At 37.7% G+C, this 25,414-nt stretch carries 38 protein-coding genes; 21 read left to right on the top strand and 17 right to left on the bottom strand.

Annotation, left to right across the window (positions count from 1 at the left end; genetic code table 11):
• Positions 1 to 121: 121 nt before the first annotated feature.
• The 14 genes from IE867_RS02590 to IE867_RS02525 form a co-directional block, all read right to left on the bottom strand.
• Positions 122 to 562 (bottom strand): hypothetical protein, encoded by a 441-nt coding sequence (locus tag IE867_RS02590; protein ID WP_192483204.1) that lies wholly within the window; start codon positions 560 to 562, stop codon positions 122 to 124.
• A complete protein-coding gene (locus IE867_RS02585; RefSeq protein ID WP_192483203.1) occupies positions 559 to 834 on the bottom strand; it encodes a hypothetical protein in 276 nt (91 codons plus the stop codon). The genes IE867_RS02590 and IE867_RS02585 overlap by 4 nt, the downstream gene beginning before the upstream one ends.
• Positions 834 to 1,388 carry a hypothetical protein gene (locus IE867_RS02580; protein WP_192483202.1) on the bottom strand — a complete coding sequence of 185 codons (555 nt, stop codon included), beginning with the start codon at positions 1,386 to 1,388 and terminating at the stop codon, positions 834 to 836. The genes IE867_RS02585 and IE867_RS02580 overlap by 1 nt, the downstream gene beginning before the upstream one ends.
• A gap of 10 nt (positions 1,389 to 1,398) precedes the next feature.
• Positions 1,399 to 1,641: a hypothetical protein gene (locus IE867_RS02575; RefSeq protein WP_192483201.1), complete on the bottom strand. Its 243-nt coding sequence runs from the start codon at positions 1,639 to 1,641 to the stop codon at positions 1,399 to 1,401.
• 3 nt (positions 1,642 to 1,644) lie between these two features.
• Complete coding sequence (locus tag IE867_RS02570) at positions 1,645 to 1,908, bottom strand: hypothetical protein (RefSeq protein WP_192483200.1); 264 nt, start codon at positions 1,906 to 1,908, stop codon at positions 1,645 to 1,647.
• Between the two features lie 10 nt (positions 1,909 to 1,918).
• Complete coding sequence (locus IE867_RS02565) at positions 1,919 to 2,419, bottom strand: hypothetical protein (RefSeq protein WP_192483199.1); 501 nt, start codon at positions 2,417 to 2,419, stop codon at positions 1,919 to 1,921.
• Between the two features lie 95 nt (positions 2,420 to 2,514).
• Complete coding sequence (locus IE867_RS02560; RefSeq protein WP_192483198.1) at positions 2,515 to 3,417, bottom strand: RecT family recombinase; 903 nt, start codon at positions 3,415 to 3,417, stop codon at positions 2,515 to 2,517.
• Between the two features lies 1 nt (position 3,418).
• Positions 3,419 to 4,096, bottom strand: coding sequence for a lambda exonuclease family protein (locus IE867_RS02555; RefSeq protein WP_192483197.1), 678 nt, complete (start codon positions 4,094 to 4,096; stop codon positions 3,419 to 3,421).
• Between the two features lies 1 nt (position 4,097).
• On the bottom strand, positions 4,098 to 4,979 hold the full coding sequence (locus tag IE867_RS02550; RefSeq protein WP_192483196.1) for a DUF1351 domain-containing protein: 882 nt from the start codon (positions 4,977 to 4,979) through the stop codon (positions 4,098 to 4,100).
• 1 nt (position 4,980) lies between these two features.
• Positions 4,981 to 5,172 carry a hypothetical protein gene (locus IE867_RS02545; protein ID WP_192483195.1) on the bottom strand — a complete coding sequence of 64 codons (192 nt, stop codon included), beginning with the start codon at positions 5,170 to 5,172 and terminating at the stop codon, positions 4,981 to 4,983.
• The gene (locus IE867_RS02540) at positions 5,165 to 5,371 is read right to left on the bottom strand and encodes a carbon storage regulator (protein WP_192483194.1); all 207 of its coding nucleotides are present in this window, start codon (positions 5,369 to 5,371) and stop codon (positions 5,165 to 5,167) included. Before IE867_RS02540 ends, IE867_RS02545 begins: the two co-directional genes overlap by 8 nt.
• Before the next feature lie 103 nt (positions 5,372 to 5,474).
• Positions 5,475 to 6,101 (bottom strand): KilA-N domain-containing protein, encoded by a 627-nt coding sequence (locus IE867_RS14935; protein WP_192483193.1) that lies wholly within the window; start codon positions 6,099 to 6,101, stop codon positions 5,475 to 5,477.
• 235 nt (positions 6,102 to 6,336) lie between these two features.
• Positions 6,337 to 6,633 carry a helix-turn-helix domain-containing protein gene (locus IE867_RS02530; RefSeq protein WP_192483192.1) on the bottom strand — a complete coding sequence of 99 codons (297 nt, stop codon included), beginning with the start codon at positions 6,631 to 6,633 and terminating at the stop codon, positions 6,337 to 6,339.
• The gene (locus tag IE867_RS02525; RefSeq protein WP_192483191.1) at positions 6,620 to 6,982 is read right to left on the bottom strand and encodes a type II toxin-antitoxin system RelE/ParE family toxin; all 363 of its coding nucleotides are present in this window, start codon (positions 6,980 to 6,982) and stop codon (positions 6,620 to 6,622) included. Before IE867_RS02525 ends, IE867_RS02530 begins: the two co-directional genes overlap by 14 nt.
• Before the next feature lie 144 nt (positions 6,983 to 7,126).
• Between IE867_RS02525 and IE867_RS02520 the strand changes: the two genes are divergently transcribed.
• Genes IE867_RS02520 through IE867_RS02500 form a run of 5 tightly spaced genes read left to right on the top strand, consistent with a single transcriptional unit; the run spans position 7,127 to position 9,021 of the window.
• Positions 7,127 to 7,387, top strand: coding sequence for a DUF4160 domain-containing protein (locus IE867_RS02520; protein ID WP_192483190.1), 261 nt, complete (start codon positions 7,127 to 7,129; stop codon positions 7,385 to 7,387).
• Between the two features lie 15 nt (positions 7,388 to 7,402).
• Positions 7,403 to 7,663 carry a DUF2442 domain-containing protein gene (locus tag IE867_RS02515; RefSeq protein ID WP_192483189.1) on the top strand — a complete coding sequence of 87 codons (261 nt, stop codon included), beginning with the start codon at positions 7,403 to 7,405 and terminating at the stop codon, positions 7,661 to 7,663.
• Between the two features lie 20 nt (positions 7,664 to 7,683).
• The gene (locus IE867_RS02510; protein WP_192483188.1) at positions 7,684 to 8,118 is read left to right on the top strand and encodes a DUF29 domain-containing protein; all 435 of its coding nucleotides are present in this window, start codon (positions 7,684 to 7,686) and stop codon (positions 8,116 to 8,118) included.
• Between the two features lie 16 nt (positions 8,119 to 8,134).
• On the top strand, positions 8,135 to 8,572 hold the full coding sequence (locus tag IE867_RS02505; protein WP_192483187.1) for a DUF29 domain-containing protein: 438 nt from the start codon (positions 8,135 to 8,137) through the stop codon (positions 8,570 to 8,572).
• Between the two features lie 14 nt (positions 8,573 to 8,586).
• On the top strand, positions 8,587 to 9,021 hold the full coding sequence (locus IE867_RS02500; RefSeq protein ID WP_192483186.1) for a DUF29 domain-containing protein: 435 nt from the start codon (positions 8,587 to 8,589) through the stop codon (positions 9,019 to 9,021).
• A 46-nt stretch (positions 9,022 to 9,067) separates the two neighbouring features.
• On the opposite strand, the gene IE867_RS02495 is transcribed toward IE867_RS02500, so the two are convergent.
• The 3 genes from IE867_RS02495 to IE867_RS02485 form a co-directional block, all read right to left on the bottom strand.
• Positions 9,068 to 9,412 carry a hypothetical protein gene (locus IE867_RS02495; protein ID WP_192483185.1) on the bottom strand — a complete coding sequence of 115 codons (345 nt, stop codon included), beginning with the start codon at positions 9,410 to 9,412 and terminating at the stop codon, positions 9,068 to 9,070.
• A 23-nt stretch (positions 9,413 to 9,435) separates the two neighbouring features.
• Positions 9,436 to 9,918, bottom strand: coding sequence for a hypothetical protein (locus tag IE867_RS02490; RefSeq protein ID WP_192483184.1), 483 nt, complete (start codon positions 9,916 to 9,918; stop codon positions 9,436 to 9,438).
• A gap of 403 nt (positions 9,919 to 10,321) precedes the next feature.
• Entirely contained in the window at positions 10,322 to 10,984 is a 663-nt protein-coding gene (locus IE867_RS02485; protein ID WP_192483183.1) for a LexA family transcriptional regulator, read from the bottom strand.
• A 137-nt stretch (positions 10,985 to 11,121) separates the two neighbouring features.
• On the opposite strand from IE867_RS02485, the gene IE867_RS02480 reads away from it, so the two are divergent.
• The 16 genes from IE867_RS02480 (at position 11,122) to IE867_RS02405 (ending at position 25,216) form a co-directional block, all read left to right on the top strand.
• Complete coding sequence (locus IE867_RS02480) at positions 11,122 to 11,493, top strand: Cro/CI family transcriptional regulator (protein WP_192483182.1); 372 nt, start codon at positions 11,122 to 11,124, stop codon at positions 11,491 to 11,493.
• 180 nt (positions 11,494 to 11,673) lie between these two features.
• The gene (locus IE867_RS02475; RefSeq protein ID WP_192483181.1) at positions 11,674 to 13,332 is read left to right on the top strand and encodes a winged helix-turn-helix domain-containing protein; all 1,659 of its coding nucleotides are present in this window, start codon (positions 11,674 to 11,676) and stop codon (positions 13,330 to 13,332) included.
• Between the two features lie 32 nt (positions 13,333 to 13,364).
• A complete protein-coding gene (locus IE867_RS02470) occupies positions 13,365 to 13,697 on the top strand; it encodes a helix-turn-helix domain-containing protein (RefSeq protein WP_192483180.1) in 333 nt (110 codons plus the stop codon).
• Positions 13,698 to 13,776: 79 nt separating this feature from the next.
• A complete protein-coding gene (locus tag IE867_RS02465; protein ID WP_192483179.1) occupies positions 13,777 to 14,190 on the top strand; it encodes a VRR-NUC domain-containing protein in 414 nt (137 codons plus the stop codon).
• Positions 14,187 to 14,552, top strand: coding sequence for a hypothetical protein (locus IE867_RS02460; RefSeq protein ID WP_192483178.1), 366 nt, complete (start codon positions 14,187 to 14,189; stop codon positions 14,550 to 14,552). The genes IE867_RS02465 and IE867_RS02460 overlap by 4 nt, the downstream gene beginning before the upstream one ends.
• A 3-nt stretch (positions 14,553 to 14,555) precedes the next feature.
• Positions 14,556 to 15,065 carry a single-stranded DNA-binding protein gene (locus IE867_RS02455; protein WP_192483177.1) on the top strand — a complete coding sequence of 170 codons (510 nt, stop codon included), beginning with the start codon at positions 14,556 to 14,558 and terminating at the stop codon, positions 15,063 to 15,065.
• 106 nt (positions 15,066 to 15,171) lie between these two features.
• Complete coding sequence (locus IE867_RS02450) at positions 15,172 to 15,549, top strand: hypothetical protein (protein WP_192483176.1); 378 nt, start codon at positions 15,172 to 15,174, stop codon at positions 15,547 to 15,549.
• Positions 15,527 to 16,906 (top strand): terminase large subunit domain-containing protein, encoded by a 1,380-nt coding sequence (locus tag IE867_RS02445; protein ID WP_192483175.1) that lies wholly within the window; start codon positions 15,527 to 15,529, stop codon positions 16,904 to 16,906. Before IE867_RS02450 ends, IE867_RS02445 begins: the two co-directional genes overlap by 23 nt.
• Positions 16,903 to 17,838 carry a DNA cytosine methyltransferase gene (locus IE867_RS02440; RefSeq protein WP_203249608.1) on the top strand — a complete coding sequence of 312 codons (936 nt, stop codon included), beginning with the start codon at positions 16,903 to 16,905 and terminating at the stop codon, positions 17,836 to 17,838. Before IE867_RS02445 ends, IE867_RS02440 begins: the two co-directional genes overlap by 4 nt.
• Positions 17,829 to 18,170 (top strand): hypothetical protein, encoded by a 342-nt coding sequence (locus IE867_RS02435; RefSeq protein ID WP_192483174.1) that lies wholly within the window; start codon positions 17,829 to 17,831, stop codon positions 18,168 to 18,170. Before IE867_RS02440 ends, IE867_RS02435 begins: the two co-directional genes overlap by 10 nt.
• Before the next feature lie 591 nt (positions 18,171 to 18,761).
• On the top strand, positions 18,762 to 19,811 hold the full coding sequence (locus tag IE867_RS02430) for a patatin-like phospholipase family protein (RefSeq protein ID WP_192483173.1): 1,050 nt from the start codon (positions 18,762 to 18,764) through the stop codon (positions 19,809 to 19,811).
• A 3-nt stretch (positions 19,812 to 19,814) separates the two neighbouring features.
• Complete coding sequence (locus tag IE867_RS02425) at positions 19,815 to 21,752, top strand: tail fiber domain-containing protein (protein WP_192483172.1); 1,938 nt, start codon at positions 19,815 to 19,817, stop codon at positions 21,750 to 21,752.
• Positions 21,745 to 21,927: a hypothetical protein gene (locus IE867_RS02420; RefSeq protein ID WP_192483171.1), complete on the top strand. Its 183-nt coding sequence runs from the start codon at positions 21,745 to 21,747 to the stop codon at positions 21,925 to 21,927. The genes IE867_RS02425 and IE867_RS02420 overlap by 8 nt, the downstream gene beginning before the upstream one ends.
• Positions 21,927 to 23,756, top strand: coding sequence for a portal protein (locus IE867_RS02415; RefSeq protein WP_192483170.1), 1,830 nt, complete (start codon positions 21,927 to 21,929; stop codon positions 23,754 to 23,756). Before IE867_RS02420 ends, IE867_RS02415 begins: the two co-directional genes overlap by 1 nt.
• The gene (locus IE867_RS02410; RefSeq protein ID WP_192483169.1) at positions 23,756 to 24,178 is read left to right on the top strand and encodes a hypothetical protein; all 423 of its coding nucleotides are present in this window, start codon (positions 23,756 to 23,758) and stop codon (positions 24,176 to 24,178) included. Before IE867_RS02415 ends, IE867_RS02410 begins: the two co-directional genes overlap by 1 nt.
• Positions 24,179 to 24,208: 30 nt before the next feature.
• Positions 24,209 to 25,216 carry a hypothetical protein gene (locus IE867_RS02405; protein WP_192483168.1) on the top strand — a complete coding sequence of 336 codons (1,008 nt, stop codon included), beginning with the start codon at positions 24,209 to 24,211 and terminating at the stop codon, positions 25,214 to 25,216.
• Positions 25,217 to 25,414: the final 198 nt, after the last annotated feature.

Raw genomic sequence — 25,414 nt, 5'->3', positions numbered from 1 at the left:
AAAAAGCAAGAACAGATAATAAGCAAAATATTAATATTGTAACTGAAGATAAAACCATGCTAAATTAGGGTGGTTTAAGCGGCAATTGTAGTTGTCGTTAACCGGCAAAGATAATTGTCGTTCAATAAACGCGCAAGTAACCACCATTTTTTACACTGGTGTCATTGTTTAAATAGCGATAACCTACACCAGTATAAGGGGTTATATTAATATTGCTTTCTTGCCACGTCAAAACATAACCAAGCTTTGGCGCTGTTTCTAGTATGCAACTGTTATCATTGTTATTTATGAGTTTGTCCCCTGTTTGGGTTCGTCCATCATATGTACCATTGATAAAATTAGCACGTGCATGTATCAAAAATGTTACTTTGTTTTTATCAATATATTGATAGCAACAATCTAGCCCAAGACCAGGACCAGTAATTTTCATAACGCTTGGTTCACGGTAGCTGTAATATGATAACTCAGGCGTTAAGGTGAAAATTGATTCATTGCTATAAGCACCAAGTGCAACCAAAACAAACACAACAAAAGCATTTATGCTACATTTAATACTGGTCATTTCATATCATCAATTATCATATGCAAATAGCGTTTAAATTCATCAGTAGCATGTTCAAGTGAATCGTTTATAAAATCTTTTATAAAATTATTTGCTAGCTGTACGGCAAGGTTGCGCCTTTCGGCAATTGGTTGTTCATTGATCATGCTTATGAGTAGACTGGTTTTTTCAATGTCTGTATTCAATATAAAACCAGATAAAATAGCAGAACCACAGCGCCCCAAAACGTCAATTGCCTTTTTTTCTTCTTCAGTGAGTTTAGCGTTTTCCATTAGCTGTTTCCCTTTTGTTTTTTAGCATATTTATATAGATTGCTTATTTTTCTGCTTTTGTTATTGAATATCTCGTCAACAGCCATTTCTGTAGTCTTGACAATGAAATCCATTTCATCATTCGGCTTTGATAACAGATCCTCAATTGACTGATCAAAATTATTTCCTTTGAGTATTTCAGGATTTCGAGCTAACTGTTTTAACAAGCATATTAGAAAATAAGTCAAGCCGACCTGTATTACCTCTAATTGCGATTGATTAAAAACATCATCACTTGGGCTGTTAGCGTCATATAAATCGCATAAATCAACAAAAATTTTATGCCGTTGTAAATCAATAGCTACAACTGCCTGTAGCGATGCACCTTCAATATCATTTGTTTCAAAAATGTATTTTTTATGTTCTTCACAAACATTAGCAGCATTCAAAGCGCTATCTATGATTTGCATCTTTGTTTCATCACAAGTATGTGTTCTTATGTCATGTTTCATAAAGCTTAACATATCAAGCCTTTTTACAATTTCCTTTAATTTTTCTTTTATCTCGTTTTTCATAGTGATCCTTTTAAAATTTAGTTTTTATTTGCTTCAAATTGTCATAAATTAAGCCGTGTTCATCGATGGTTATATCTGCATAGTAAAGACCGGGTGCATCATTAAATGTAATATCGTTTAATTCGTCACCACTCCAAGCCATATGATCTATAAGCCAGTGTTCTTCGCTAAGAAGCTTTATTAATACAGCATCGCTATTCACGCCAATGGCGATTACTGCATCGTGTTTTTTCTGTAGGGGGTTGGTTTTCATTGATTAAATTTTATTAAAATTTGACTCAAGACTAAATGAGCTTTCGTTTTTATCATTAATAGCAAAAGTGATGAGCATTTCTTTGTTTTCTTGCTTAGCAAGCAATGCGGGGAGGTTCTCTTCAATAATTTGCCGTATTGCTTTTGTTGCTATCTCGTTAAAACGATCATAAGCATCATTATTGTATTTCTCTTCAATGCTTGAAGCATAAACAGCTATATTTTGCCCGCTTTTACTACATCTTCTAACTAAATCTTGTATAATCATTGCTTTAGCCTCATAGTTTGATTAAATATTGATTAATGTTTTTTGCTTTGTTTTTTTGTTGATATTTATTAGCAATATTATCAAGCGCTTGTTTTTCTTTCGTGTAACGCTTGTATTTATAATACCTAGCCATTTCTTTTAAATCTTTGCTAGTGATTAGCCCATGTTCGATATAAAAAATTACTAAGTGTTTGAATGCAAAACAACCAACTAGCGGCATTGCCCTCAATTCTATAAGGTTTATTTTTTTAAACACCTCCAATGGCACAACGTGATTTATTTTAGTTTTCTTTTTTTCTTTGATTTCAACAATGCTAACCGCGTCACCAAAATATGAGCGTAGAAGATTTTGAAGCGTATAAGAGATCGGCAAAGCATTAATATTTATATATGCGCAAGCATGTTCTTTCTTTATTTCATTTTGTTTGATTTTTAAGTCAAATTTATTTAATAAATTACCAAGCGAACTAATGTTATTAACTTCTACGCATTTATTTAAAATTCCAAGCATTAGAATCCCCTTAAAATATATTGTGAATTATACTTTTTAAATCAGTGGTTAACTATATTAGTTTGTATTATGTTGTTTCACTTTATCATTACAGACTATAGGGCATTAGCTTCATCATGGTTGTATATTATGCCTTCACTGTCTTGATGTGATTTAAATTCGTCATAAACAGCACCTAAAAGTCCGGTATTATTGTTTAAACTTTCTAATAGCTCCACACACTTATCATCAATATCGGCATGTTTAAGGAAAGCGGTGTATTGCTCAGGTGTATCAATTCCTAATTTATGTAGATTAATTTTGAATTGTTTTAGCACAGCTTCATCTTGATTACTATCAACTATTTGGCTATCAGTCTTAACATCATTCTTTTGCTCAATCATATTAGCGTAAGCTTTAGCAGTAGTAGTTTTATGATCTTTCGGGGTGATGTCTTTGGGTTCTTTGTAGCTTTCAATTTCGTCATCAGTATAAACGCCTAATATTGCACCAGGTGCATATAGTCTTGCCCAGTTCTTAACTTGCAAATAGCCTAATTGTTGCTTAGGGTTTGTCGACCAAAGAGGGGAGTTTCTGACCTTAACGTTAGACATACTTAAAAATTCACCCCATACCATTTCCCCAGTTTTTTTAATCTTAGCACCAACGCGACAACAAAGATTATTCCCCTCTCCTTCATATTCATAACAAAACATTCCATCAATAAGTCCTGATGACTGAATAACTGCATTAACGAGTTGTGCTTCATAGCCAAGCGCGCCATTAACCAAATGCGTCTTTTGAGCAACAGCAAACGGATTCATTCCCCATTGTGTAGCTTGTATAATAACAGCCATGCAATCAGCAGGGTTTTTCTGCAAATGCTTAGGCACTGTCGAAATACCTTTTGACATCATTTCAGCCATAGCCATTATGTTATTCATCTTTTCAGAATTAAATACAATGCTAGATGTATTTACTGCATAGTGTTCTGGGGTTGTAGTTACTTGACTTTCCATTTTATGCTCCTATTGCTTTATTAAATTTAACGATATATTTAGCAATGTCTGCTTTAGCTCTTTCAACAGCTTGTTTAATGCGTTCAATATATAAGTCGTCACGATAGATGCGCCAACGGTGAATATCATGACTAAAGTTTGGATTGTATATCACGTAATCCCACCATTCACGTTCAGCTACCCATATCGACATTTGGCATTGGGTTTTGTAGAGTTCTAATATCTCACGTTCACCATTGACGATCTGATTTAAGTAGTTTTTATTATTTGGGCATTTTATTTCGAGTCCACCATTTTTAGACAAACCATCCGGGCTAACACCTACGAACTCATCAAGCTCAATAAAGCCAAATGTTTCAACTTCAACGCTATACACTTCAGAATAGCGCATACGTGCATCATCTTCTAATTCATTACCTCTTACCATGTCTTTGCTCTTAAAGTGCTGTGAATCGTCTAAAACACCAGTCAATACCTCAGCAGCTTTGCTTTGTATAATCGCTTCGCGCGTATCGCCATCGCCCATTATTATTTGCATGTTTGAGGCCGTTAATTTTCCGAGCCTGCAAGCAAACCATTCTTCGCTGTTCTGTTCAAAATTATGTATTTTGTACTTTGGCTTTTTAACAAGATCTGGCGGCAAGTATTCTTCTAAGTCTGAGTAGTTAAGCTCTAACATGTCATTCAACCTCAATACTTACTGAATCAACGCCAATCTTTTTAAACATTCCATCAAATCTTGCTTTTATAGTATTAGTTGGAATATCAGCAGGAGCCTTTATTTCAAAAGTTGCGGTAATAGTAAAAATACGCCTGCCATCTTCAGTAATAACAGGTTCGCTTTTTGGCTTTTCTTCATAAGTTTGATAAGTTGACGCTCCCTCTGTAGTAGTTTCTTTTAAAGCGTCTTTTCGTGCTTTCTCAACAGATCTTTGCTTTTCAATCTCAAATTGCTTAGCTTGTTCAATCTCACGCTGTTTTGCTTTTTCTTCAGCTTCAATACGTGCTTTTTCTGCTATTTCTCTATCGCGCTTAGCCTTCTCCTCAGCTTCTAATTTCGCACGTAAAATCTCAGCATCAACAACAGCAACACGCTGTTCAATCGCCTGTTTTGTTTTTGCTGAAACAGTGTTACTAGATGTTACTGCTGTAAGCATTATCAAGTCATCGATAGTTATCGCTCTGTGGTCAATGCTTTTTTCGTCACATAAAATATTGCGATATTCAGATACAATAAATTTAATACGTTCAAGTTTTTCAACCTCATACTTATCAACTTGAACTTTTAAGCGATTGCGCGCATCGTCATATAGTGATTCAATGTCTTTACATCTTTCTTTAAAAGATTTAATCGGCTTTTCAATAATACCAAGAAAATCCTTGTATTTATCACTGAAAGACTTTTTATCTTTGTTGATGTTAGCCATCATTTGCTTTGCATCTTTTACGCTATCATCAGTGACAACAACATCATACTTCTTAATTGCTTCTTGAATTGATGCTTTTACAGCGTCCATATTGTCATCAAGATCAAATTTATGTTTAACTATTAATTCTTGCATGTTAGTTCACCTCTTTTAACTCACCCTCTATAACACTTGGGAATAACGCCAGAATCTCACAAGGGGTTATATTTTCTTGTTGCCTGGCCTTAGTTAGTAACCCGCCCAATTTATTTAATAACTGATATTTAAACGCTATATACTCATTAAAGTGCTGACTGACGTTGTGTTTCTTGCTAGGGATTTTAGTCATATTGATATGCTCCAAAGTCGAATTGTTGATAAAAGGCACTGCGGTTATAGAGCGGGTGTAGTTCTTGACGCATTATTTTAACGTCTTGAGGTGCTTTAATACCAATTTTAACCTGACCGCGTGATATGTCACAAATTTTGATCACAATATCATCATTGATGATAATACATTGATTTGCTTTACGTGTTAGCAATAACATAGTAATATACTCCTTGCCCCGAAAGGGGGATCCCAGTAGCGTCTTTTTTTGTAATGGAAAGGCGCTACACAAAAGATTGATTTTCGAATATGTGGGGTGGGGGTTATTTCTTTAGCTTATCTAAAACAGATTGATGCGTTTGTATTTCACACAACATGCGCTCGATCTGATTTTTTATGTAGCTTAATGCTTCAGGCATAGTAGATAACAATTCCTGATAGCAATCTATGATGTCTTTACACTTTTTATTTTTACTGTCTACCGTGAATGTATAACCGCTATATTGTGCCGTTGATAATTGTGGCAGCGTTTGCTTTGCTTTTAACTCAGCGATTTCCTTTTCTTTTTCAGTTTTGAATTGCTCAAGTTCGCGCTTGCTTTCAGATTTAACCATTGCGAAAACATTCGCACTTTTCAATTGTTGATGTTCATCAAATGCCTTGATGACTGCAAGGTGAAAAAGCGGACTAATCCACATTGCGTAGGCGTACACAAGTTCTTTACAAGCAAACGTGCCGCCTTTAACTCCAGATGTTTTTCTAAATGGGGGAATTCCCCCATTTTGCCTTTCAATCGCCGCACACAATTCCTTAATGATCTTATTTCTCAGGAAATGGCGCGGAGAGTTTTTATCTTCGCCACCTGACATTTTGTGTAAATCATTGAGAGAGAACAAACCATCTTCTGTTGTAGATATTGTTAAAGCGCTTACATTATTGATTGTGTCCATCGTAGACTCCTAGTATTTTTTTGTGAAAAATAATCCGGGCGGTTCACAATCCATACTAGAAGGATTCAGCACTATTTCCGTTAAAGGTATTGTATTCATGCTGCCGCCCGAAACTCGGGATAGACTTCACTCATTGAACGCCTTTAACGTCGGCTTAACGCTAGTAAGGGTTGTGACACCCGCCGTTGATGCTAAAGTAAGTTTATTTGAATGTCAATTGTTTTGATGTGTTTTTTTATGATAATGCTTTTTTTATTCCGTCGGGGTCATTAGCAATTGCCGTTAGATAAGATATAGCAGTAGCATCCATTTTATTTTTTTCTTGCTCCCACTTTTCTACGGTTCTAACTTTTAAGCCATATATTTCTGAAAATTTGGCGCGGCTCATATTTAATTTTTTTCTAATGCTAATAACATCGATCCCGTTTTTAACTAGAAACCTATGTGTATCGCCTTTAGCGTTACCATTAGCAATTTCAACAGCTTCTCTTGCCGACTGTTGAAGAAGATCATTGATGTCAATATTGCTCATTTTCTTCTCCTTTGTGTGATTTTATTAAATCATTAACCATCGATTTTAAAATATTTTTAGTTTCTTGCGATATGTTGTCTCGTTGATTTTTTGCATACGCTAATAGCATATATATAGGCATGCTGTGATTATAAAAATAGTATATGGTTCTCATTCCACCGCTTTTGCCCATGCTTTTATTGCGCTGCCACCTTATTTTTCTACAACCGCCAGTGCCTTCAATAATATCTCCAGCAAGTGGCGTTTTAGCTATATACTCCAACATATCTTCTATTGTGTCTTCATCAGCTATGCTTTTTGACGTTTTGCTAAATGTTTTTGTTTCAATAATTGTTTGCCATATAGTCATGTTAAGCATTCCAAACTCAGATATGATCTACTATAGCACATAAAAGCACAAACCCCAACAGGGTATTTTAAAATTTGTTTTTTATGGTTTTTATGATGTATAATGACATTATGTAAAACATGATGATATTTTAGGGTTAAGAGCATGCCGACAATTAGTAGATTTTTCGGGATTATTATAAGTATGTTTTGGGATGAACATAACCCGCCACATTTTCATGTGCGATATGGTGATTTTAAATGTGCAATTAGCATACTAGACATAACGATAATAGCAGGTGAACTGCCAAAGAAGCAAGAAAGGTTAGTATTGGCATGGGCAGAAATTCACCAAAAAGAATTAATGCAAAATTGGCAGTTATGCCAAAGCGACAAACAGCCAATGAAAATAGAGCCTTTGAGATAATAAGGAGCAGATACTATGTGGAAAGATCCGATTAATGTAAAAGTTGCTTCAAGGCATACACTTGAAGTTTTTTTTGAAGATGGCTTAAGTGGGCAGATTATTTTTAAGCCTTCAAGATTTAGAGGTGTATTTAAGACACTTGAAAATGACAAAGCTTTCGAGAGCGTATTCATCGATAGAGAAGTAGGAACTGTTACTTGGGAAAATGGCTTAGATTTACCGCCTGATGTGATGTATCAAGAAATCAAACAAAATGGGCAATGGCTTTTAGATTAATGATGTAAGGAAGGTGAAACATGAGACCACAAAGCTTATATGAGCGCGATTTCTATGCATGGTTAGCAGACACTATAAGAACGCTTAAAAATAAAGCTTTTGATCAATTAGACACTGAGAACTTAATTGAGGAATTAGAGGGTATTGGTAGGCAAGAGCGCAGAGAGCTACAAAGTAAATTAGAGACTTTAATGTTACATTTACTAAGGTGGCAATACACTCCAGAGGATCAATGTAAAGCATTTAGATTAAATATTAAAAAGTACCGCTTAAGAATTAAGCATTTACTCCAAGAAATGCCGAGCATTAATATGTTTGTTGAGGAGGATGCACACGAAGCATACGACTACGCAAAGCTTAAAGCTATCAGCGAGACAGATTTAGAAGAGTCAAAGCTCCCCGCAGATTTACCTTACACATTAGAGCAATTATTAGATGATACTTATTTACCTTGATTGAAGGAGGTAGCGCATGAACCCCAATTTATATAATACTGATTTTTACGTTTGGGCGATAGAGACAGCCAAAGCAATAAAAACAGGGCGTTTTGATACGGTGGACTTAGAGCATTTAGCAGATGAGGTAGAGAGCATGGCAAAGCGTGATTATCGCGAACTTGTAAGCAGATTGATTGTATTAATTGCGCACTTGTTAAAATGGCAATATCAGCCGACACAACGTTGTAGTAGTTGGCTAGGTACGATCAGAGAGCAACGCACACAAATTGAGTTACTACTTGCCGATAGTCCAAGCTTAAAACCAAAGCTAAGCGATTTACTTAGCAATGATAAAACACACAGTGACGCGATTAAAATCGTATTGACTGATACAGGTTTGCAAACGAAAGACTTGCCGCAGATTTTACCATATACACTAGATCAGCTACTAGACGATAATTATTTACCCTAATTTGGAGGTAAGACATGAGACCACAAAGTTTATATAGTAAAGATTTTCATGCTTGGACAGTTGAAACTATTCGCTTATTAAAAAATAGGGCTTTTGATCAACTAGATACTGAACATTTAATGGAGGAACTAGAGGGGATGAGTGCAAAAGAAAGGCAGGAATTAAGGAATCGTTTAGCTGTGTTAATTATGCATTTGCTTAAGTGGCAATATCAGCCAGAAATGAGATCAAAAAGTTGGGAAAAAACGATTAAAACTCAGCGTATTGATATCGGTTTTTTAATAGATGATAGCCCAAGTTTAAAACACTATTTTGAAGAGTTATTATTGAAAGCTTATAAAAAAGCGGTTGTGATGGCTTCTAATGAAACAGGTTTAAGTGAGTCTTATTTTCCAGTTAATCAACCCTACACACCAGAGCAATTATTGAGTGAGGACTATTTGCCTTGATTCAAGTGGTCAATGAGTATTTTGCTTTAAGTTGTTTACTAATAAGTTAGCCATTCCACCATTTTGATACGAACATCATTATATACATTAATACAAAAAACGAGAGAATCTGTAAGGTTGAAGATAACTTTTTAGTTAAAAAGTCAAAAAGAGAGGAAGCTAAGCTGAGTATAAAACATATTACCGTAATCAATAATGGTGAAAATACGAGCTGCCAAGATAAAAAACTATCACCAAAATTTCCATCTATAACAAAAGTAAAAAGCAAAATTATTATTTTAACTATGAAAGCAATAATAAAAACAATGACTGATAAAACAGATATAAAGAGAAGTATTTCTCTAAATTCTTCGAACATCGGTGGTTCGTTATCTTTATTTTTTTTATTCATAGCAAGCCCCTCACTGTAATGTTTTATTTCAAATCAACAACCGCCCAAGCATCGACTATTTCAAAATTAGACACAACCGCCCATGCATCGACTATTTCAAAATTAGACTTTGCTAGCATCCAATATTCTTTATAATCACTCATAAAGTCATCTAGCTCATATGCAAACGCCCACTCAGTGCCATATCTTGTAAGCATTGATGACCGTGCTTTCAAAGCACTTTGTGCAAAAATCAAAACGCCTTTGCCTGATAGTTCTGGGTTTGTTGGCATATCGAGCATAAAAGAAACTACGTAAGGGTATAATACTATTTGATGCTGTTCTGCTGCGCCTTTGCGTGAATCGCTAGCTATTTCCTCAGCTACAGCAACAGAATAAAAGCCAAGCGTATCACTTAATAAATGCGTATAGCCTTGCCTACCTTTAGCCCAAAATTTCTCGCGTTCTTTATCAAAAATAATAGCGCAACCTATTGCTTTGTAGAGTGTGTGAAGGTTATATAGCATCTTTACTCCTCAAATATTCATAAATGATAAATAAGATAATATATCCGATCCAACTCAACAGAGTAAAAACAACCAGAAGAATGCGTTTAATATTCCGCAAGCTAAAATAGCGATATAAGCCAAGGTGCTTCCTTAAAACATGTGTTAGTTGATCTGCCCGCATTTTTTTGCCATATACGAATAATAAGTAACTAAAAAAACAGCCTGAGCAGTAGTAAAGTATTATAATGATCATTATTGCTGTTGGCATATGGCTAAATCCTTGCTGATTCCATCTTGCGTTACATATGAAACCATTTGATTGTACACTGCATTACAGACAGAACCTAGCCGAAATAAAACTATGATTCCATAAAATATTATTTAATATTTAGTTATTATTTTTTGATACATTAAGATGCAATTAATCTATTAATTTTTTTATGGCGGGTTGTACACTGTGAACCGTAGCAATGACCGTCGCTGCATTTGCCGAGGTTGTCATGCCGCTGTACTGGGTGTAAGAGAGATTTAAAACGGTAAACAGTGGGTTTTGATGATCTCCGGCATAAATCCTAACGCATGCCGCATTATTTATTCTTGTGATTACTAGGTCGCCAATTTTGGGGGAGCGCTCCTTGCTATAATCACATATTAAAATATCGTTGTGCGCAATACTTAGCTTGTGCCCTACGCATTTCATTGTATCGCCTAGCATTTTAATCGCAAAGCTTGAATTACTTTTAACATGTTGCTTTTCAACTTGTATAAATTCATCGCAGTGAGAAAAAGTATTTTTTGTGATGTTGGCCGCTTGCTCAAAAGTTAATAGTTTTACTTGAACATAGTTATTCACTTTTAAGCCGTGTTCGTTGAGTTTAACAATGCTCCCATCAATAATAGCTAGCTTAAGATAATCAAGCAGTCTTATAAGTATAGCGCCACTTGGGTATGACCTTTTATTAAACCAGACGGAGACAGTGCCTGGGGGAATCTCTAAATGATCAGCAATATCGACTTGCCGCAGTCCTAGCTCCGTCATCCTTTCCATAAATAAGTCTATGTGATCGCTCATGTTTTTATCCATCCCATCAATATTTTAACTTAATTATAGCATTATTTTTTATATAAAAAAAATTGACACGTATATTGAAGCAAGTTAGATTTATTTGAAAATGGAGTTTGAAATTATTAACTTAAGGTCAAAACAAAGAGGAAATACAGATGAAAACTAAAGAAGTAATAGAATACTACGGATCACAAATAGCCACAGCAAAAGCTTTGCAGATAGCAACTTCATCAATCACTACATGGGGCGAGTTTCCACCGCTGATCAAGCAGTTTGAGATTGAGCGAATAACCAACGGTGAACTCAAAGCAGACTACAACGGACCGCAGCAAAGAAGAAGTTTTGCAGAAGCTCATAAGAAGCTCATGCAGCATAAAGACAAAATTTTGAAGCTCTACAAGTTGGGCGTTCGCGGCAAGATGTTGCTAGAGAAAACAGGGCTAAATACAAAAACACATAAACAGATATCAACGCCAGAATTATACACCTTTTTAAGAAAAATAAGTCACGAGTTACCGAAAGACTAATATATTTAACGGGAAAGTAAAAACATTACAATTTTATAAAGTCATTGTGCTAACCTATCCCGATAATAACGGACGGTTGTCGGGTGTGGATGCGTAATGATTTGGATTTTTTTACTTTTTTCAACAAAAAGGATCCCCCTCAATATGTTATACCGTCCGAATCACAAGGGTGCTTAACGAATGTCTAAAGCGTCCTATCAATTTGCAAATACGCCCACAGAATTTACCTATGATAGTAGAGTCACACGTGTGGAAATTCGTGTATATACGTTTTTGCTAAGCAATGGGCGCTATTCAGAGAAGTCGGGACCTGTCACAGTCAAGGTAAGTAGACAAGAAATATCTAAAACCACAAAAGTATTGCCTCGAAATATATCACGTGCAACAAATCGATTGCGTGATCTTGGATGGCTTGATAAAGAATCTAAGCGTGGGCGTGCAAATTGGACTACATACAAGATATATCGCGTTAACAAATACGGCATCCCTGAAGATTGCATAAAATCTGAACCAATCGAGTTAATAAATGAAAGTGACCCATTAAATGAAAGTGACCCATTAAATGAAAGTGACCCATTAAATGAAAGTGACCCATTAAATGAAAGTGACCCATTAAATGAAAGTGACCCATTAAATGAAAGTGACCCATTAAATGCAATTTGGGACATTAAACAATGCCAAAACCTTGGAAACCTTTTAAAATCAAGGCTTCCAATAGGTCAATGGTATAAATTAACCCAAGATTTACAGCCTAAAATATCCTATTTAATGGGTCACTTTTTAAAAATAAATAGTCTCAGGATTGACACCTTTTACGATTTTGAGACTTTTATGCATAGATCGTATGCGTTTGGGCAGGCTAAACCCTTATTATATGGTGTTTCTAGCTATTCATGTGCAGCTATAAATCCAAATTTAATGGGTCACTTTTTAAAAATAAATAGTCTCACGGTTGACACCTATATACCTAAATACATAAAGAAAAAAATAAATCATGAATCAGCCACAGCCGTTCGAGAAGAATTTAGCGAGACGGTAAAACTTAAGCCTAACGATTCTGATTCTGATTTTTCTGATCTTTCTGTTTTTGATGAATTAGGTATTAGGTTAAGAAAGATTGGTTTTCACGTGCCACAGATTTTGAAATTCAGGCAAGCGCTAAGTGATCCGTTTATCGCAAGCAAAATTGATTTTGTTGAGTTTGAGCATAAAGCAGGTCGAGTTAAGAACGTGGGGGCATACTTGCACAGGACGTTAAAGAACTCACCAGAGTATCAAGCGTATCTGATAAGCGAAAAAGCAAAGACAGCCAAAAAAGTCGATCACTTCAGCACATGGGAAATCTGTTGGAATGAAATGCTTGAAGATAGCAAAGAGATCAATGGGGCATTTGTTTTTGATAAGCATATCTCATGGAGAGTTGAAACCTTAGTAGCAGCCTACCAAACAGAGTTATTGCATGAGACGTTTGCGACATTAGCAGGAGATCAAATTATATGTCCCAGAGTGCTGATTGGTTGGCTGCATGACTACAACGCGCGCAAAGGTTTGGACTATGACCCAACGTTAAGACTTGAAATCCCTGCTCAGTTTAGAGAGCAGAAAGAAAAGCCGAAGAAATCAAGCAGGAATGAGCAAGCGTTAAATGAAATGCTTGCATTGATTCAGAAGCATCAAGGGCAAACCAAAAACTATTATTCAGAAACCTTAACCAAATCAATTAATACGGTTAAACGGCATATGAAAAAACTAAAAGATTTAGGGCTGATAGATTTTATCGGCTCAAAAAAAACAGGCGGTTATCACTTAACTGCTCAGGGTAAAGAAAAACTGAAATGAATTTTTGCGGTGTTTAAAAAAGAGGTAAAATTATGATGGAAAGAAAAACACTAGACTTGATAACAGTAAACGACATTGACGCGCTAACGCAAGAGATTGCAAGCTTGCGTGGTGCTGTTGAGACACTGGTAACATTGCATGAAGACGTGATAGTTGATATCAACGAAGCGGCAAGGCTTTCTGGTTTAACGGATAACGTACTGCGCAATGCGATCAAGTCTGGTTTATTGAATCCGGTCAACAAGGGCAAAAGGGGCAAAAGTTATAATATCAAAATTTCCGAGCTTAAACGCTACCAAAAGGAAAGGGTGCAATTGATTAGATCAAAAGGCAAGATTAATAAAGCGCTAAGCGGTCAAAATTAAACGATCAGTCATGCAATTAGACAAACACACGATGTTGAAATAAAATCGCGTCACGGGCTTAAAAATAGGCTTTAAATAGATGTTTATAAAAAGAACAAAGAAAGCAAATAGAAAACCAGTCGCAAATGAAGAGCAAGAGCAAATGACAGTAGTTGATTATTTGGTTGCAAAACGCATAGCCCATTATCACGTACCCAATGAGCAAAAGCTATCATTTTTAGCGCGTCAAAACAGTGCATTAGCGAGTATTGTTTTCGGTGTTGTTAACAAGCTTAAACGTCTAGGTATGGCGAAAGGTGTGCCTGATTTGGTCATCCCAGTAGTGAATAGACATGCAGGGCTTTACATTGAAATGAAAGCTAAAAGTGGCGGCAAAGTATCTGAAAGCCAGTTGGGTTGGATAAACTACCTCAACATGCAAGGCTATAAAGCCGTTGTATGTCATGGTGCAGATGAGGCGATAAAAGAAATCGACAAGTATATGATTGGGTGAACATAGATTATTCAAACGATTGGCAGGCTGCGCGCAAGATTAGAGCGTTAATTTTGCAGAACTGCTTTGACAGTATACAATGGTTAGCAGTCCCAAACAGTGTTATCCAAAAATACTACATGATCGAAAACCAATCTAAAGAACGCAAGCAGAAAAAACAGCCGAAAAAATCGCCTTGGATAAATGGCAAGAAGCAACGCCCAGAAGATGGGCAGCGCGTATTGTGTGCCGTGGGCGATAAGTTATTTTTTGCAACGTATCAAACGCCAAACATATACAAGCATATGATTGAAATAGAAACAACGTTGATTGACCAATGGATGCCCATTGATGAATTAAAACAATTGATTGAGAGTAATTAAAATATGGCGAAAGGCACGGTAAATAAAGTAATTATACTTGGTTTTGCGGGGGGCGATCCTGAGGTGCGTTACATGCCCTCTGGGGTCGCTGTTGTTAATTTAAGCATAGCAACGAATGACGGCTACAAAGACAAGCAAACTGGGCAACATATCGATGTCACAGAATGGCACAATATAACCTTTTTTGGGAAGCAAGCAGAAACCATCGGGCAGTATGTACAAAAAGGCTCAAAGCTTTATGTCGAAGGTCGTATAAACACCCAAAAATGGCAAGATAAAAACGGACAAGACCGCTACACAACAAAAGTCATTGCAACAGAGTTTCAATTATTGTCTAGCGCACAAACAGAGCCACAGCGCCCAAGTGCGGACAATACAACTGCACAAGATTATCTCAGTTCAACCAACACTGGCAAAGTTAATGAGTACGCTAAAGCCAAAGGCAAAACAGTACCAACACAACCGCCACCAAGTTACGAGGATTTTGACGATGATGATTTACCGCCTTTTTAACTTCATGAAAAGTAAAATAAAAGACCTTGGCGCACCGCTTTTGATATTCGTTATCATGGTTGCGCTGTATTTATTCATAGGCGTTTTTATTGTGAGGTAATTGAAAATGGCTAGACCAAAGAAAGAAATTAATAAAAAACAGTTCGAGAGTATGTGCAGTATACAATGCACACAAGAAGAAATATGCAATGTGCTTGATGTTACGGATAAAACATTAACAAGATGGTGTAAAAAAACCTATGGTGAGAGTTTTTCCGAGGTATATGAGAAAAAGAGAGATGGCGGCAGAGTAAGCTTAAGACGCATGCAATGGACGGCCGCAGAAAAAAACCCCACACTCTTGATTTGGCTAGGCAAACAGATGCTAAAACAGCGTGATAAGTTCGAGGATGAAGAACAGAACGAAACCACGTTGACGTTAACAAATGAGCAAGCACTACAAATAAGAGAAATCGCAAAGAATGCAGCAGCTAAAAATAACTGATGACAGCATTATCAAAGCAGCAAATCTTCACATAAAAAAACACTTTTTAGATTACAAGCCACACAAGAAACAATTGTTATTTCATGTAGCGGGCAAGAATGCTAAAGAGCGGCTTTTTTTGGCAGGAAACAGGACGGGCAAAACATTCGGTGGGATTGCTGAGTGCGCCATGCATTTAACAGGCTATTATCCGCAATGGTGGGGTGGCAAGCGTTTTAATCGTCCGATCAAAGCATGGGCGGCAAGTGTAACCAATGCCTTGACCGCTGAAGTATTAGAGCAGGGCTATTTAGACGTTATCGCAGAAGATTTGATCATCGGCATTGATAGACTAAAGCACACGTACAAAGTGAAGCATATTTCTGGTGGCGTATCAGAGCTAACATTCAAGTCATATGAACAAGGGCGCAAGAAGTTTCAAGCTGCCAAACTTGATTTAGTTCACTTAGATGAAGAACCGCCACGCGATATTTATGTCGAGTCACTTATGCGTACGATGTCTACAGATATCGATAATCAAGGCATATTAGTATTAACGATGACACCATTGCTTGGCGTTACTGAGCTTGTGTTGCAGTTTACAGAAGGCAAAGCCGAAGGCCAGGTAATCGATGATAAGTTTTACATCATGGCCTCATGGGCTGACAATCCGCATTTGCTCGATCATGAAAAAGAGTTAATCCTCAAATCATTAAACCCCATCGAACGAGAAGCCAGAGAAAAAGGAATCCCAAGCATGGGCAGCGGCTTAGTCTATCCAGTCTTTGAAGATGCGGTAACAGTGCAGCCTTTTGCTATTCCGGCACATTGGGCAAAAGTTTATGCGCTTGACTTTGGGTGGACTAACCCAACAGCGGCACTATTTGCTGCGATTGACCGCGACAACGATGTGATGTACTTAACAGCAGAATACTACGTTGCAGAGCGTACACCGCAGCAACACACGTATGAGCTGATACAGATGGGTGCCGATAAAATACCGGGGGTTTATGACCCTGCGGGCGAACAGTCATCACAGAAAGACGGTGAGGCGATAGCAACGCTTTATCGACAATCGGGCTTGCATAACTTAAGTAAAGCGATCAACTCAAAAGAAAAAGGTGTCATGGATACTTTGACACGTTTTCAAAACGGCAAGCTTAAAATCTTTACAACATTAACGCAAACGTTAAGAGAATTTAGAATGTACAACAGAGACGAAAAAGGGATCATTAAAAAAGGTAATGACCATTTAATGGACTGCATGCGCTATCTTGTTGTTTCGGGGATGGGCGTTGCTCAATCTGTAGAAATGCAGCAGCGCTATCATATGCGCAGCTACCAAGGGCAAAACAGCAACAGTTGGATGGCGGGATGATGAAAGTTTTATCATTATTTGACGGCATAAGTTGCGCACAGGTTGCTTTAAATCGAGCGGGTATAAGATATTCACTATATCACGCAAGTGAAGTGGATAAGTACGCGATAAAAGTAACACAAAGCAATTATCCAGATACGAAACAGCTTGGCTGCATTACACAAGTCAAGGGCAGTGATTATGATCTGATTGTAGGAGGATCGCCTTGCCAAGGCTTCAGCTTTGCGGGCAAGCAATTAAATTTTGAAGATCATAGGAGTAAGCTGTTTTTTGAATTTGTCCGCGTTCTCAAAGAGAATAACGACTGCTATTTTTTATTTGAGAATGTTCGCATGAAAAAAGAGTATGAGGCAATTATCAGTGAGCATCTTGGCGTTGAACCGATAACAATCAATAGCGCCTTGGTTAGTGCGCAAAACAGAATTAGAAAGTATTGGACTAACATCCCGCGCGTAACACAGCCAGAAGATAAAAAAATATGCCTGCATGACGTTATTGAACATGGCATAGTTGATAAAAGCAAAAGCTACTGCATTGATGCTAATTACTTTAAAGGCGGTAATTTAAAACAATACTTCGCAAAGCATAGGCGACAATTGGTATTTTGTGGTGCTATTCGTGGTAGGTATTTGGTTGACGGTATTAGACAAGATCACAAGAGCAGAGTTGCGGGGATGACTGAGCAACGCTTAGAACTACGCGCAGACTACAAAACAAACACACTAACAACGGTGCAAAAAGATAACGTTCTTTGCTTTCCAGATGATTTGCAATATCGCAAATTAACCCCAACAGAATGCGAAGCATTGCAAACACTGCCAAAGGGATATACGGCATCAATCAGCAATACACAGCGCTATAAAGCCATAGGCAATTCATTTACAGTTGATGTAATAGCTCATATATTTAGCAATTTAAACAAATGCACCTAACCTTACTCACAAAGTTTGCGCTAAAAGACCAAGATGGCATTGTATGCGTTTTTGATACAGACTACAGAACGTGTTTATTGGGCTATGAATGCGTTGACGAAGTGACAGGCGATGAAATCACGTTCAACAAAGACGATATCAGTCAGTTTTTTAATGGTGGCAGTCATGATGGCAAAGTTATCAAGGGCGATGTTGTTTTTGAAATTAAAATTATTGATTTTGTAACGGATAAAACAACCCGACAGCAATATGAAGAGTACCTAGATGAGTTTGATTTTTGCAGCATGAATTTTGCAACTTTCAAAAAGATGAGACGTGCGGGTCGTGCTTAAAAACATGGGCATTATCGAGAAATAAAAAAAACTAGGTAATGTAACGAATTAATATAGGTAGTACGTATATTTAAACCTATATTTTAAAAGGCTTTGAGGCATGTTTAGAGAAAATAAATTATTACACCATTTTCCATAGGAAAACAGGGGCAAAACAGGGGTAAAGAGGGTACATTTTAACTTAGCGAAAAGTATAGCTTAAAACCATATTATACAAGGCTTTTAAGAGGGGTGTTTTCTTATTTCTCCCCTAGGGCAAAGAGGGTACATTTTGATTTGCCCCGTTGACAAACGAAAGATTTGCCCACCCTGCTTTTTAAGTTAAAGTTGTACACTCGAATGTACCATTCAAAAATACTTACTCGAACCACATGAGACGATATGCAACTGTTTTTTGGTTCTCGCTTAAATACTCGAAATAAACATTTACAGCATCGCGACTAAAACATATTATGACAACAGGCGCTGCGTCCCTCCCTCTCAACATTTCTCCGTTGCAGCGTCTAAAGGTTAAAGAAAGGCATAAATTTGCTAAAGTATCACATACTGCTTTATAATTGATCTAGTTTGATTTTTTCTTGATTTGAAACGATGGCAGCACCTGAGACAGTTAATATATTGAATTTGCATGGCGGTGGAATTAGGGGCTATTTATCAGCTACTTTTTTAAAGCGTTTCTGTATTGAAGCGGGCATTAATGCTAATCAGCTTTATAACACATTTGATATTATTTCAGGAACATCGATAGGCGGCATTCAAGCGTTGGGCTATGCTTATGGCAAAAGCCCACAGTATATGCTTGATCTATTTGATACATATGGGGCAAATATTTTCGGATACGGTACGTTTGCACCTCATGTTGTTAGCCGTGATCAATATATGGGTGCTGTATTGATGGGGATCGAACTTGGTGGCTTGATTTCTGGCTATGATTACACGTATAACGGCATCACGCTTAAGTCGATGTATCAAAACACGACGTTACAGTCAGAGCTAGAAAACGCTGTAGGTTCAACTACGCTGTTATCAGATTTGCCCGGCAAAGTAATCATCACTTCTTACGATGTAGACGAGAGTAAGCCAGTATTATTTAGCAATATAACAGGGCATGAGCCGTTTTTAATGGGGGCGAGTGAAAAAGCTGTAGATGTTGGACTTGCAACAAGTGCTGCACCTATTTATTTCCCCATTCATACGTTTGGTGGGCATTCTTATACGGATGGTGGTGTTTTTCAAAACAATCCTGTAGAAACAGCTTTTTCAGTTGCAAAACGCTTATACCCTAACGCAAGGCGCTTCAATATTTTGAGTGTTGGCACTGGTGTCAAACCTGAGGGTTTTACAACTGATGTGGGTTCGTATGCTTCTTACAACGTGCAGTTGATGCAGTATGCGTTAAGTAAAATATTTATACCAGGTCCACAACGTGCGGCTAGTGATCAGATCGCTTTTGATTCAAGCTATCCTTATTTTGATATTAATCTATATCAATTCAATTATACTTTTGGCGCGGGTGAAGATGATGCAATGGATAACCCAGACGCAAGCAATCTAGCTAATCTCTCAACGTATGCAAATAATCAATATGATACCGATGCCGTAGATATTGCCAATTTTATAACACATTTAAACGCGGTTTAGTCGATGAAAACAACGAATAATAGCAACTTAGATTTTTTTATATCGCCTTTTACTGGCGAGCTAGCCAGTGATAATCAATTGCCTGAGTTAGAAGACGGGGCTATTTGGTTCGGTGACTTTGACAATAGACCCATTCAGTCTTTTAAGTTATTAGATGTCAAAATCGATGTTGAACACTTAAAAAACATGCATGATCTTATAAAAAATCAAAATTTAATTTTAACACACAGCACCCCACATCATCCCAACGCTCAAGGCCTTAGCGATATTGAAGATGGTTTGTTGATGCACTCAGGAGGCACGATATCTAGAGCGCTAGCAGAGACAGACTATATAAGCCCTGCTCAAACAATCGATATAACAGGCGATGTTATCGGAAATGACTCAATCCAAAATCCAATTAACGTTACGTTCGCTAACAATCCAACGTTGCCGGGTGATGTAACAGTCAATGGCACTGGATATTTACAACTGCCCGTTGGCTCAACAGCTCAAAGACCGTCAACGCCTAATTGGGGGATGCAAAGATACAACAACGAAACATACAGCTTTGAACAGTGGGACGGAACAGGCACTTGGAAAGTTGCATTAACTGGGCTAGTGGGTACTGCTAACCAGATTTCAATCAATACAGTTTTTGGGGTGCCCGACAAACTAGCAATAGGTTTAGTCGATAATCCTTACTTTTATGGCAATGAGTCCTTGAAAGTACCGACTGGCACCACAGCACAGCGCCCAGTTAGTCCTGTTGCGGGTATGCAAAGATTTAATACAACACTGGGTGTTAATGAGCAGTATGACGGCAGCCAATGGCTTGCTGATACCTTTGGCACCGTGACCTCAGTAACAGCGGGGCAAGGATTAACTGGCGGAACAATCACTGATACTGGCACAATATCAATTCCTAATGATCCCACGATGCCGGGCACTGGCGCTATAACTATTCCAAGAGGCACCACGGCAGAGCGTCCGGCTGGTTCTTTTGCAGGCATGATACGCTATAATACAGATACAGCTATAGTAGAAATTTACAACGGCACATGGAAAAACATCACAACGCCAAAACTAAACGAAATATCAGCACCGACCGCGAGCGTGAGCTTCAATAATCAAAATATTACAGACGTAGGCACCGCAAATATTAGTAACATTAATGTGTCTGGGACATCAACATTTAATGATCGTATTACTATTACATCTTCAAGTATCTATACATCGCAAACATTCGGTTATTTAAATCCGAGTGGATCAACCGGGACTTACACGGGGAATAACAACTACGGTTTGTATACTACGTTAAGAATAGCAGCGAATGAATTTCATGCATTTTCTTCAATTAACAAAAAAAAGATAACTGGAAGCATTAATACTTTTGAAAAAAGGCTTAAAAAAGATTTCAGCAGGGTAAACTTTGTTAGCTATGAATACAAAGACCCGAGTATGGACGGCCATGGTGCATATATCGGATATATAGCGGAAGAGCTATGCGAAGTATTTCCCCATTTGGTAGACAATAACGTCTATGACTACGCTGCGAATGTTATGTGTAAAAGTGTTGTTTTAAATACGCTTTCAATAGAAAAGGTCGTATTAAAATCAAAACTCACACAGTTTCAAGTAGGTGATGACTTATGGGTGCATACAAAACATGGATTTTTTACTTGTATTGTTGATAGTGTTGAAAACGATTGCGCAATAGTAACATCTCTTAACAAGGAAGTTATTGAACAACTTGAGCCGTATGAAGAGGTTTTCATATACGGCAAAAAAGTTTGCACTCCAACTGTTGCAAAAACTCACTTCCATGATTTAGTCGCAGCAAGATTACAAATTTTAATTAATGACGTTGAAAGATTGGAGAGAGAAATTTCTAACATTAAAGGAAGTTTTCTTGAAAAGAATAATAAAAAAGAAGAATGCAAAGAGGATGATGATGAATAAAAGACAGATACTAAAATGTATGGCTGCATGTAATGTTGATTTCCAATTTTTTAATCAATACCAGAGTATTATGGTTAAAGAAAAAGCAGATATAGCAGAGATTGAAATATTAAAAAACATTATAAAAGACATAGGAAGTAATTTATCAATTATGAAGGATTTACTGGAGTCGTAATGCGCATATTAAAAACAATGACGACTAAACAAGAAGCAGCACTGCAAAAAGCGCGCAATTACTTTGAGTATGCTAATAGCCATCCTTCGACTATCGCTTTTAGAAAAAAAGCACGTGAGGATTATGGCTTTTATGACGGCACAGGGCAATGGCCTGCCGAAGTTATCGCTGAGCTTTCAGAGCGTGGGCAATCGCCTGTAACAGTTAACAAAATCAAAAACCTAGTCAACTATATGTCTGGGATGGAGGTGCAAACACGTTTTAGGGTTGCTTTTCGTAGTCATTCAGGCAAAGGAGATGACGACAAGCTATCATTAGCTGTTTCGCATCTAGGTTATGCTATACAAGAAAACCAAGATATCCCTTATAAGTCATCTTTGAAGTTTCGTGATACGTTAGTGACAGGCATAGGTTGGAGTAACTTATTTAAATCGCCAGAAACAGGCGAAATTAACTACGAATACGTTAACCCAATGAACATCCTGTTCGATCCTGATGACTTAAGCCCTAATTTTGAAAATATGAGTTTTGTGTGCCGTGTCCGTTGGATCAGTATAGAGAAAGCGAAAGACTTGTGGCATAAACATGCTAGCTACTTTGATTCCGTTTTTGGTGGTGCAGAGAAAGGGGCTAGCGCATACGGCAGTTATAGCGGTGAGCTAGAACAACGCCAACACAATAGCTATGATAGCTATAGCAATGGCAGCGGTGAATATAACGGCAACCGCGTCAAGATTATCGAAGTACAGTACAAAGAAAGTAAAACATCATATATTGGCATTGATAAAGAGGGTCGAAGTTTTCAGACATTCAACGAAGACGAAGCAATCGCGTTATCTGAAAACAAAAGTGATATTGTCGAAAAACAAGCATCGCAAACCATGCGCGTGATGTTTACTGATGATATCTTGCTAGAATATGCCCCATTGCAGCCGAATTTGCCCAACATGCCAGATTTTACTTATATCCCCTGCATTTGGACAAGGCGCTTTAGTGATGGGGTGCCCGATGGTTGGATTTCTGTAATGAAAGACATACAACGCGAGATGAACTACAGACGCACAAAGCTTGTGCACAATCTTAATTCATTCCGTGTTATTTATGACAGAGGCGCTGTGAATTTAACAGAACAGCAAGTTGCGCAGATAATGAAAAACCCTGCGACAGCAATAGCTGTTAATCCAGGGGCGCGTTTTGACATAGAATCTAATCAAAGTCTAGCCCCTGGGCAGTTTGAGATGCTTAACCGTGGCGATCAAGAAATGCAGCAAGTTTCTGGTATTTATGACGAGGCGCTAGGCAAAGAAACAAACGCACAAAGCGGGATAGCAATTCAGCATAGACAGATCAACAGTGTGCGTAACCAAGTGTTTGCTTTTGATAATCTTAAAATGATGAAGAAGCGCGAAGCGCGCATGATGTTGAACCTGATTCAAGGCAGTGGTGAATACTGCACCGAGTCGCATATACTGACTGATGAAGAAAAAGAAACGATTATTTTGAACTTAGTGCGTGATGTCGATGGCAAAAAAATCGTGTTTAATGATATCCGCACCTTGCCATTGTCTATCTATGTCGAAGAAGTCCCAGACTTTGAAAGCTCAGTACATGAACAGCAGATAGTGCTAGAGAAGCTCTTAAGCACACCGAATGCGGCAATGCTTATGCAATCACCGCAGCTATTAAAGCGCTTAGGCGTTCGCGATTATGAAAACTTAGCGCAAGACGTGCAGGGCTTATTTGCTCAACAACAGCAAGAGATGGTACCCTCACAAATTGGGGTACCAGAGCAAGCCATGCAGAATCAACAACCTATGGGTGGCATGTGATGCTTTCAAGTGATTATCCCTATATACAATACAAAAGCACTGAAGCAACGCTTAATGGCTCATATGGTGAGCTATTTACTAGCGCAAACAACTGTATTATTGATAGCATTTTAGCCGTCAATGCTACATCACACAGCGCAAAGCTAAATATCAATTTACTGAAAAACTATGCAGCGGGTAGCGTTGAAGTCCCCTTGTTTTCGCGTCTTGAGATAAAAGCAAATGAGACGGTTGAGCTGATAAAATACAGCAATATTTATTTAGAATCATTCGATGCGATTGTCGGTTATGTTGATTTTTCAGATAACAAGATCACGTTTATTTTGTCATATCGCGAAACGAATCAGCAGTCTGGCTTAAGTCCACCACTTACGATTGATGGCAATACGGCAACAGATGACATCATCCTTTCAGAGTTTTAATAATAATCAAATAGGGTAAATAAGGTAAATATGGAAAATCAAGAAATAGAACAAAGCGAACCAATGCGCAACTTGCTTGATAAGTTTAAGCAGAGAGCAGCGGAGGCAGGAGAAGAAGCGAACACAGAAGCTGCTGTTGACGATAAAACCGAAAATAAAGCAGTTGATAAGCAAAGTGCAAAAAAAGCCGAGGAAAGCGCTAAAAAGCCACCTAAAAGCGAAACTAAATCAGATAGTGACGTAGATGGTGAGCAAAGCAACTCAGAAGATGAGAGCAATGCAAGTGAGCAAGCTGAGCAATCTGGGAATGGTGATAAAAGCGAGAAAGACGAAAAAAGCGAAAAAACAACGAGTGCTGTTGATAAGTTAGAAAAATCATTGCGTGAATCACAAAAATGGGGTCATTCGCTTAGTCAAAAACTACGTGCTTTTGAAAACAAAATAAGCGCTTATGTACAAGAAGGCGCGCTCACTGATACAGAGGCGCAAGAGTTATTGCAATATATTGTGCAAGAACAACCGCCTGAGAGTGCGACACAACAAACATATGACAGTAATAACCCGCTTGCTTATTATGAGAACGTGTTTTTCTCTGAGATTGAAAACATGCGCAAATATGTTAGTGACGATATGTTAGACGACAAAATTAAGGCGTTAGATCACTTTGTTAAGTTTGCCAATGAAGACGAGTTAAACTATTTTTTAGATCAGCTAAGCGAAATCAATGACCCTGTGCAGCTAACTAAAAAAATGCTTGCTGTTGGCGCTGATTATTATGAGGATGTTTACAAAGACTTGAACGAGACAGGGGGCGTTAAAGCCCTTAAACTTAAATTTCAAGATCAGCTTGATCAGAAAGAGAAGAAAATCTCAAAGCTTGAAAAAGAAATAGAGAAGCTTAAAGAAAACAGCGACTATATAGGCGGCAATAAATACGTGTTGCCCGCGGGTTCTTCGTCACCATCGGATCATTCAGCGCGTGATACATCAATGAGCGGAATTTTCAATCGCTCAAGACAAGGCAAAATTCTACGATAACATGTTTTTTTTCATCACAGAAACGGTATAATTAACTCGCTAGGGTGTAGATTTAATTGGTTTATGTTTCCTTGGATCTTCCTTATTGTCACCCTAGCACCAGTGATATAAGCAATTACCTTTTTAAAGGCTGCCTATAATCGCAACGTTTTTGTAAAAAGACGAAATTAACATAGCTTAAAGTCGGCACAGCCATTA

The sequence above is a fragment of the Cysteiniphilum marinum genome (genome assembly GCF_014857925.1).
In the GTDB taxonomy this organism is placed as follows: Bacteria; Pseudomonadota; Gammaproteobacteria; order Francisellales; family Francisellaceae; genus Caedibacter; species Caedibacter marinus.
The sequence above is the reverse complement of the archived record's forward strand: the minus strand, read 5'-3'. Positions and strand labels throughout refer to the sequence as shown.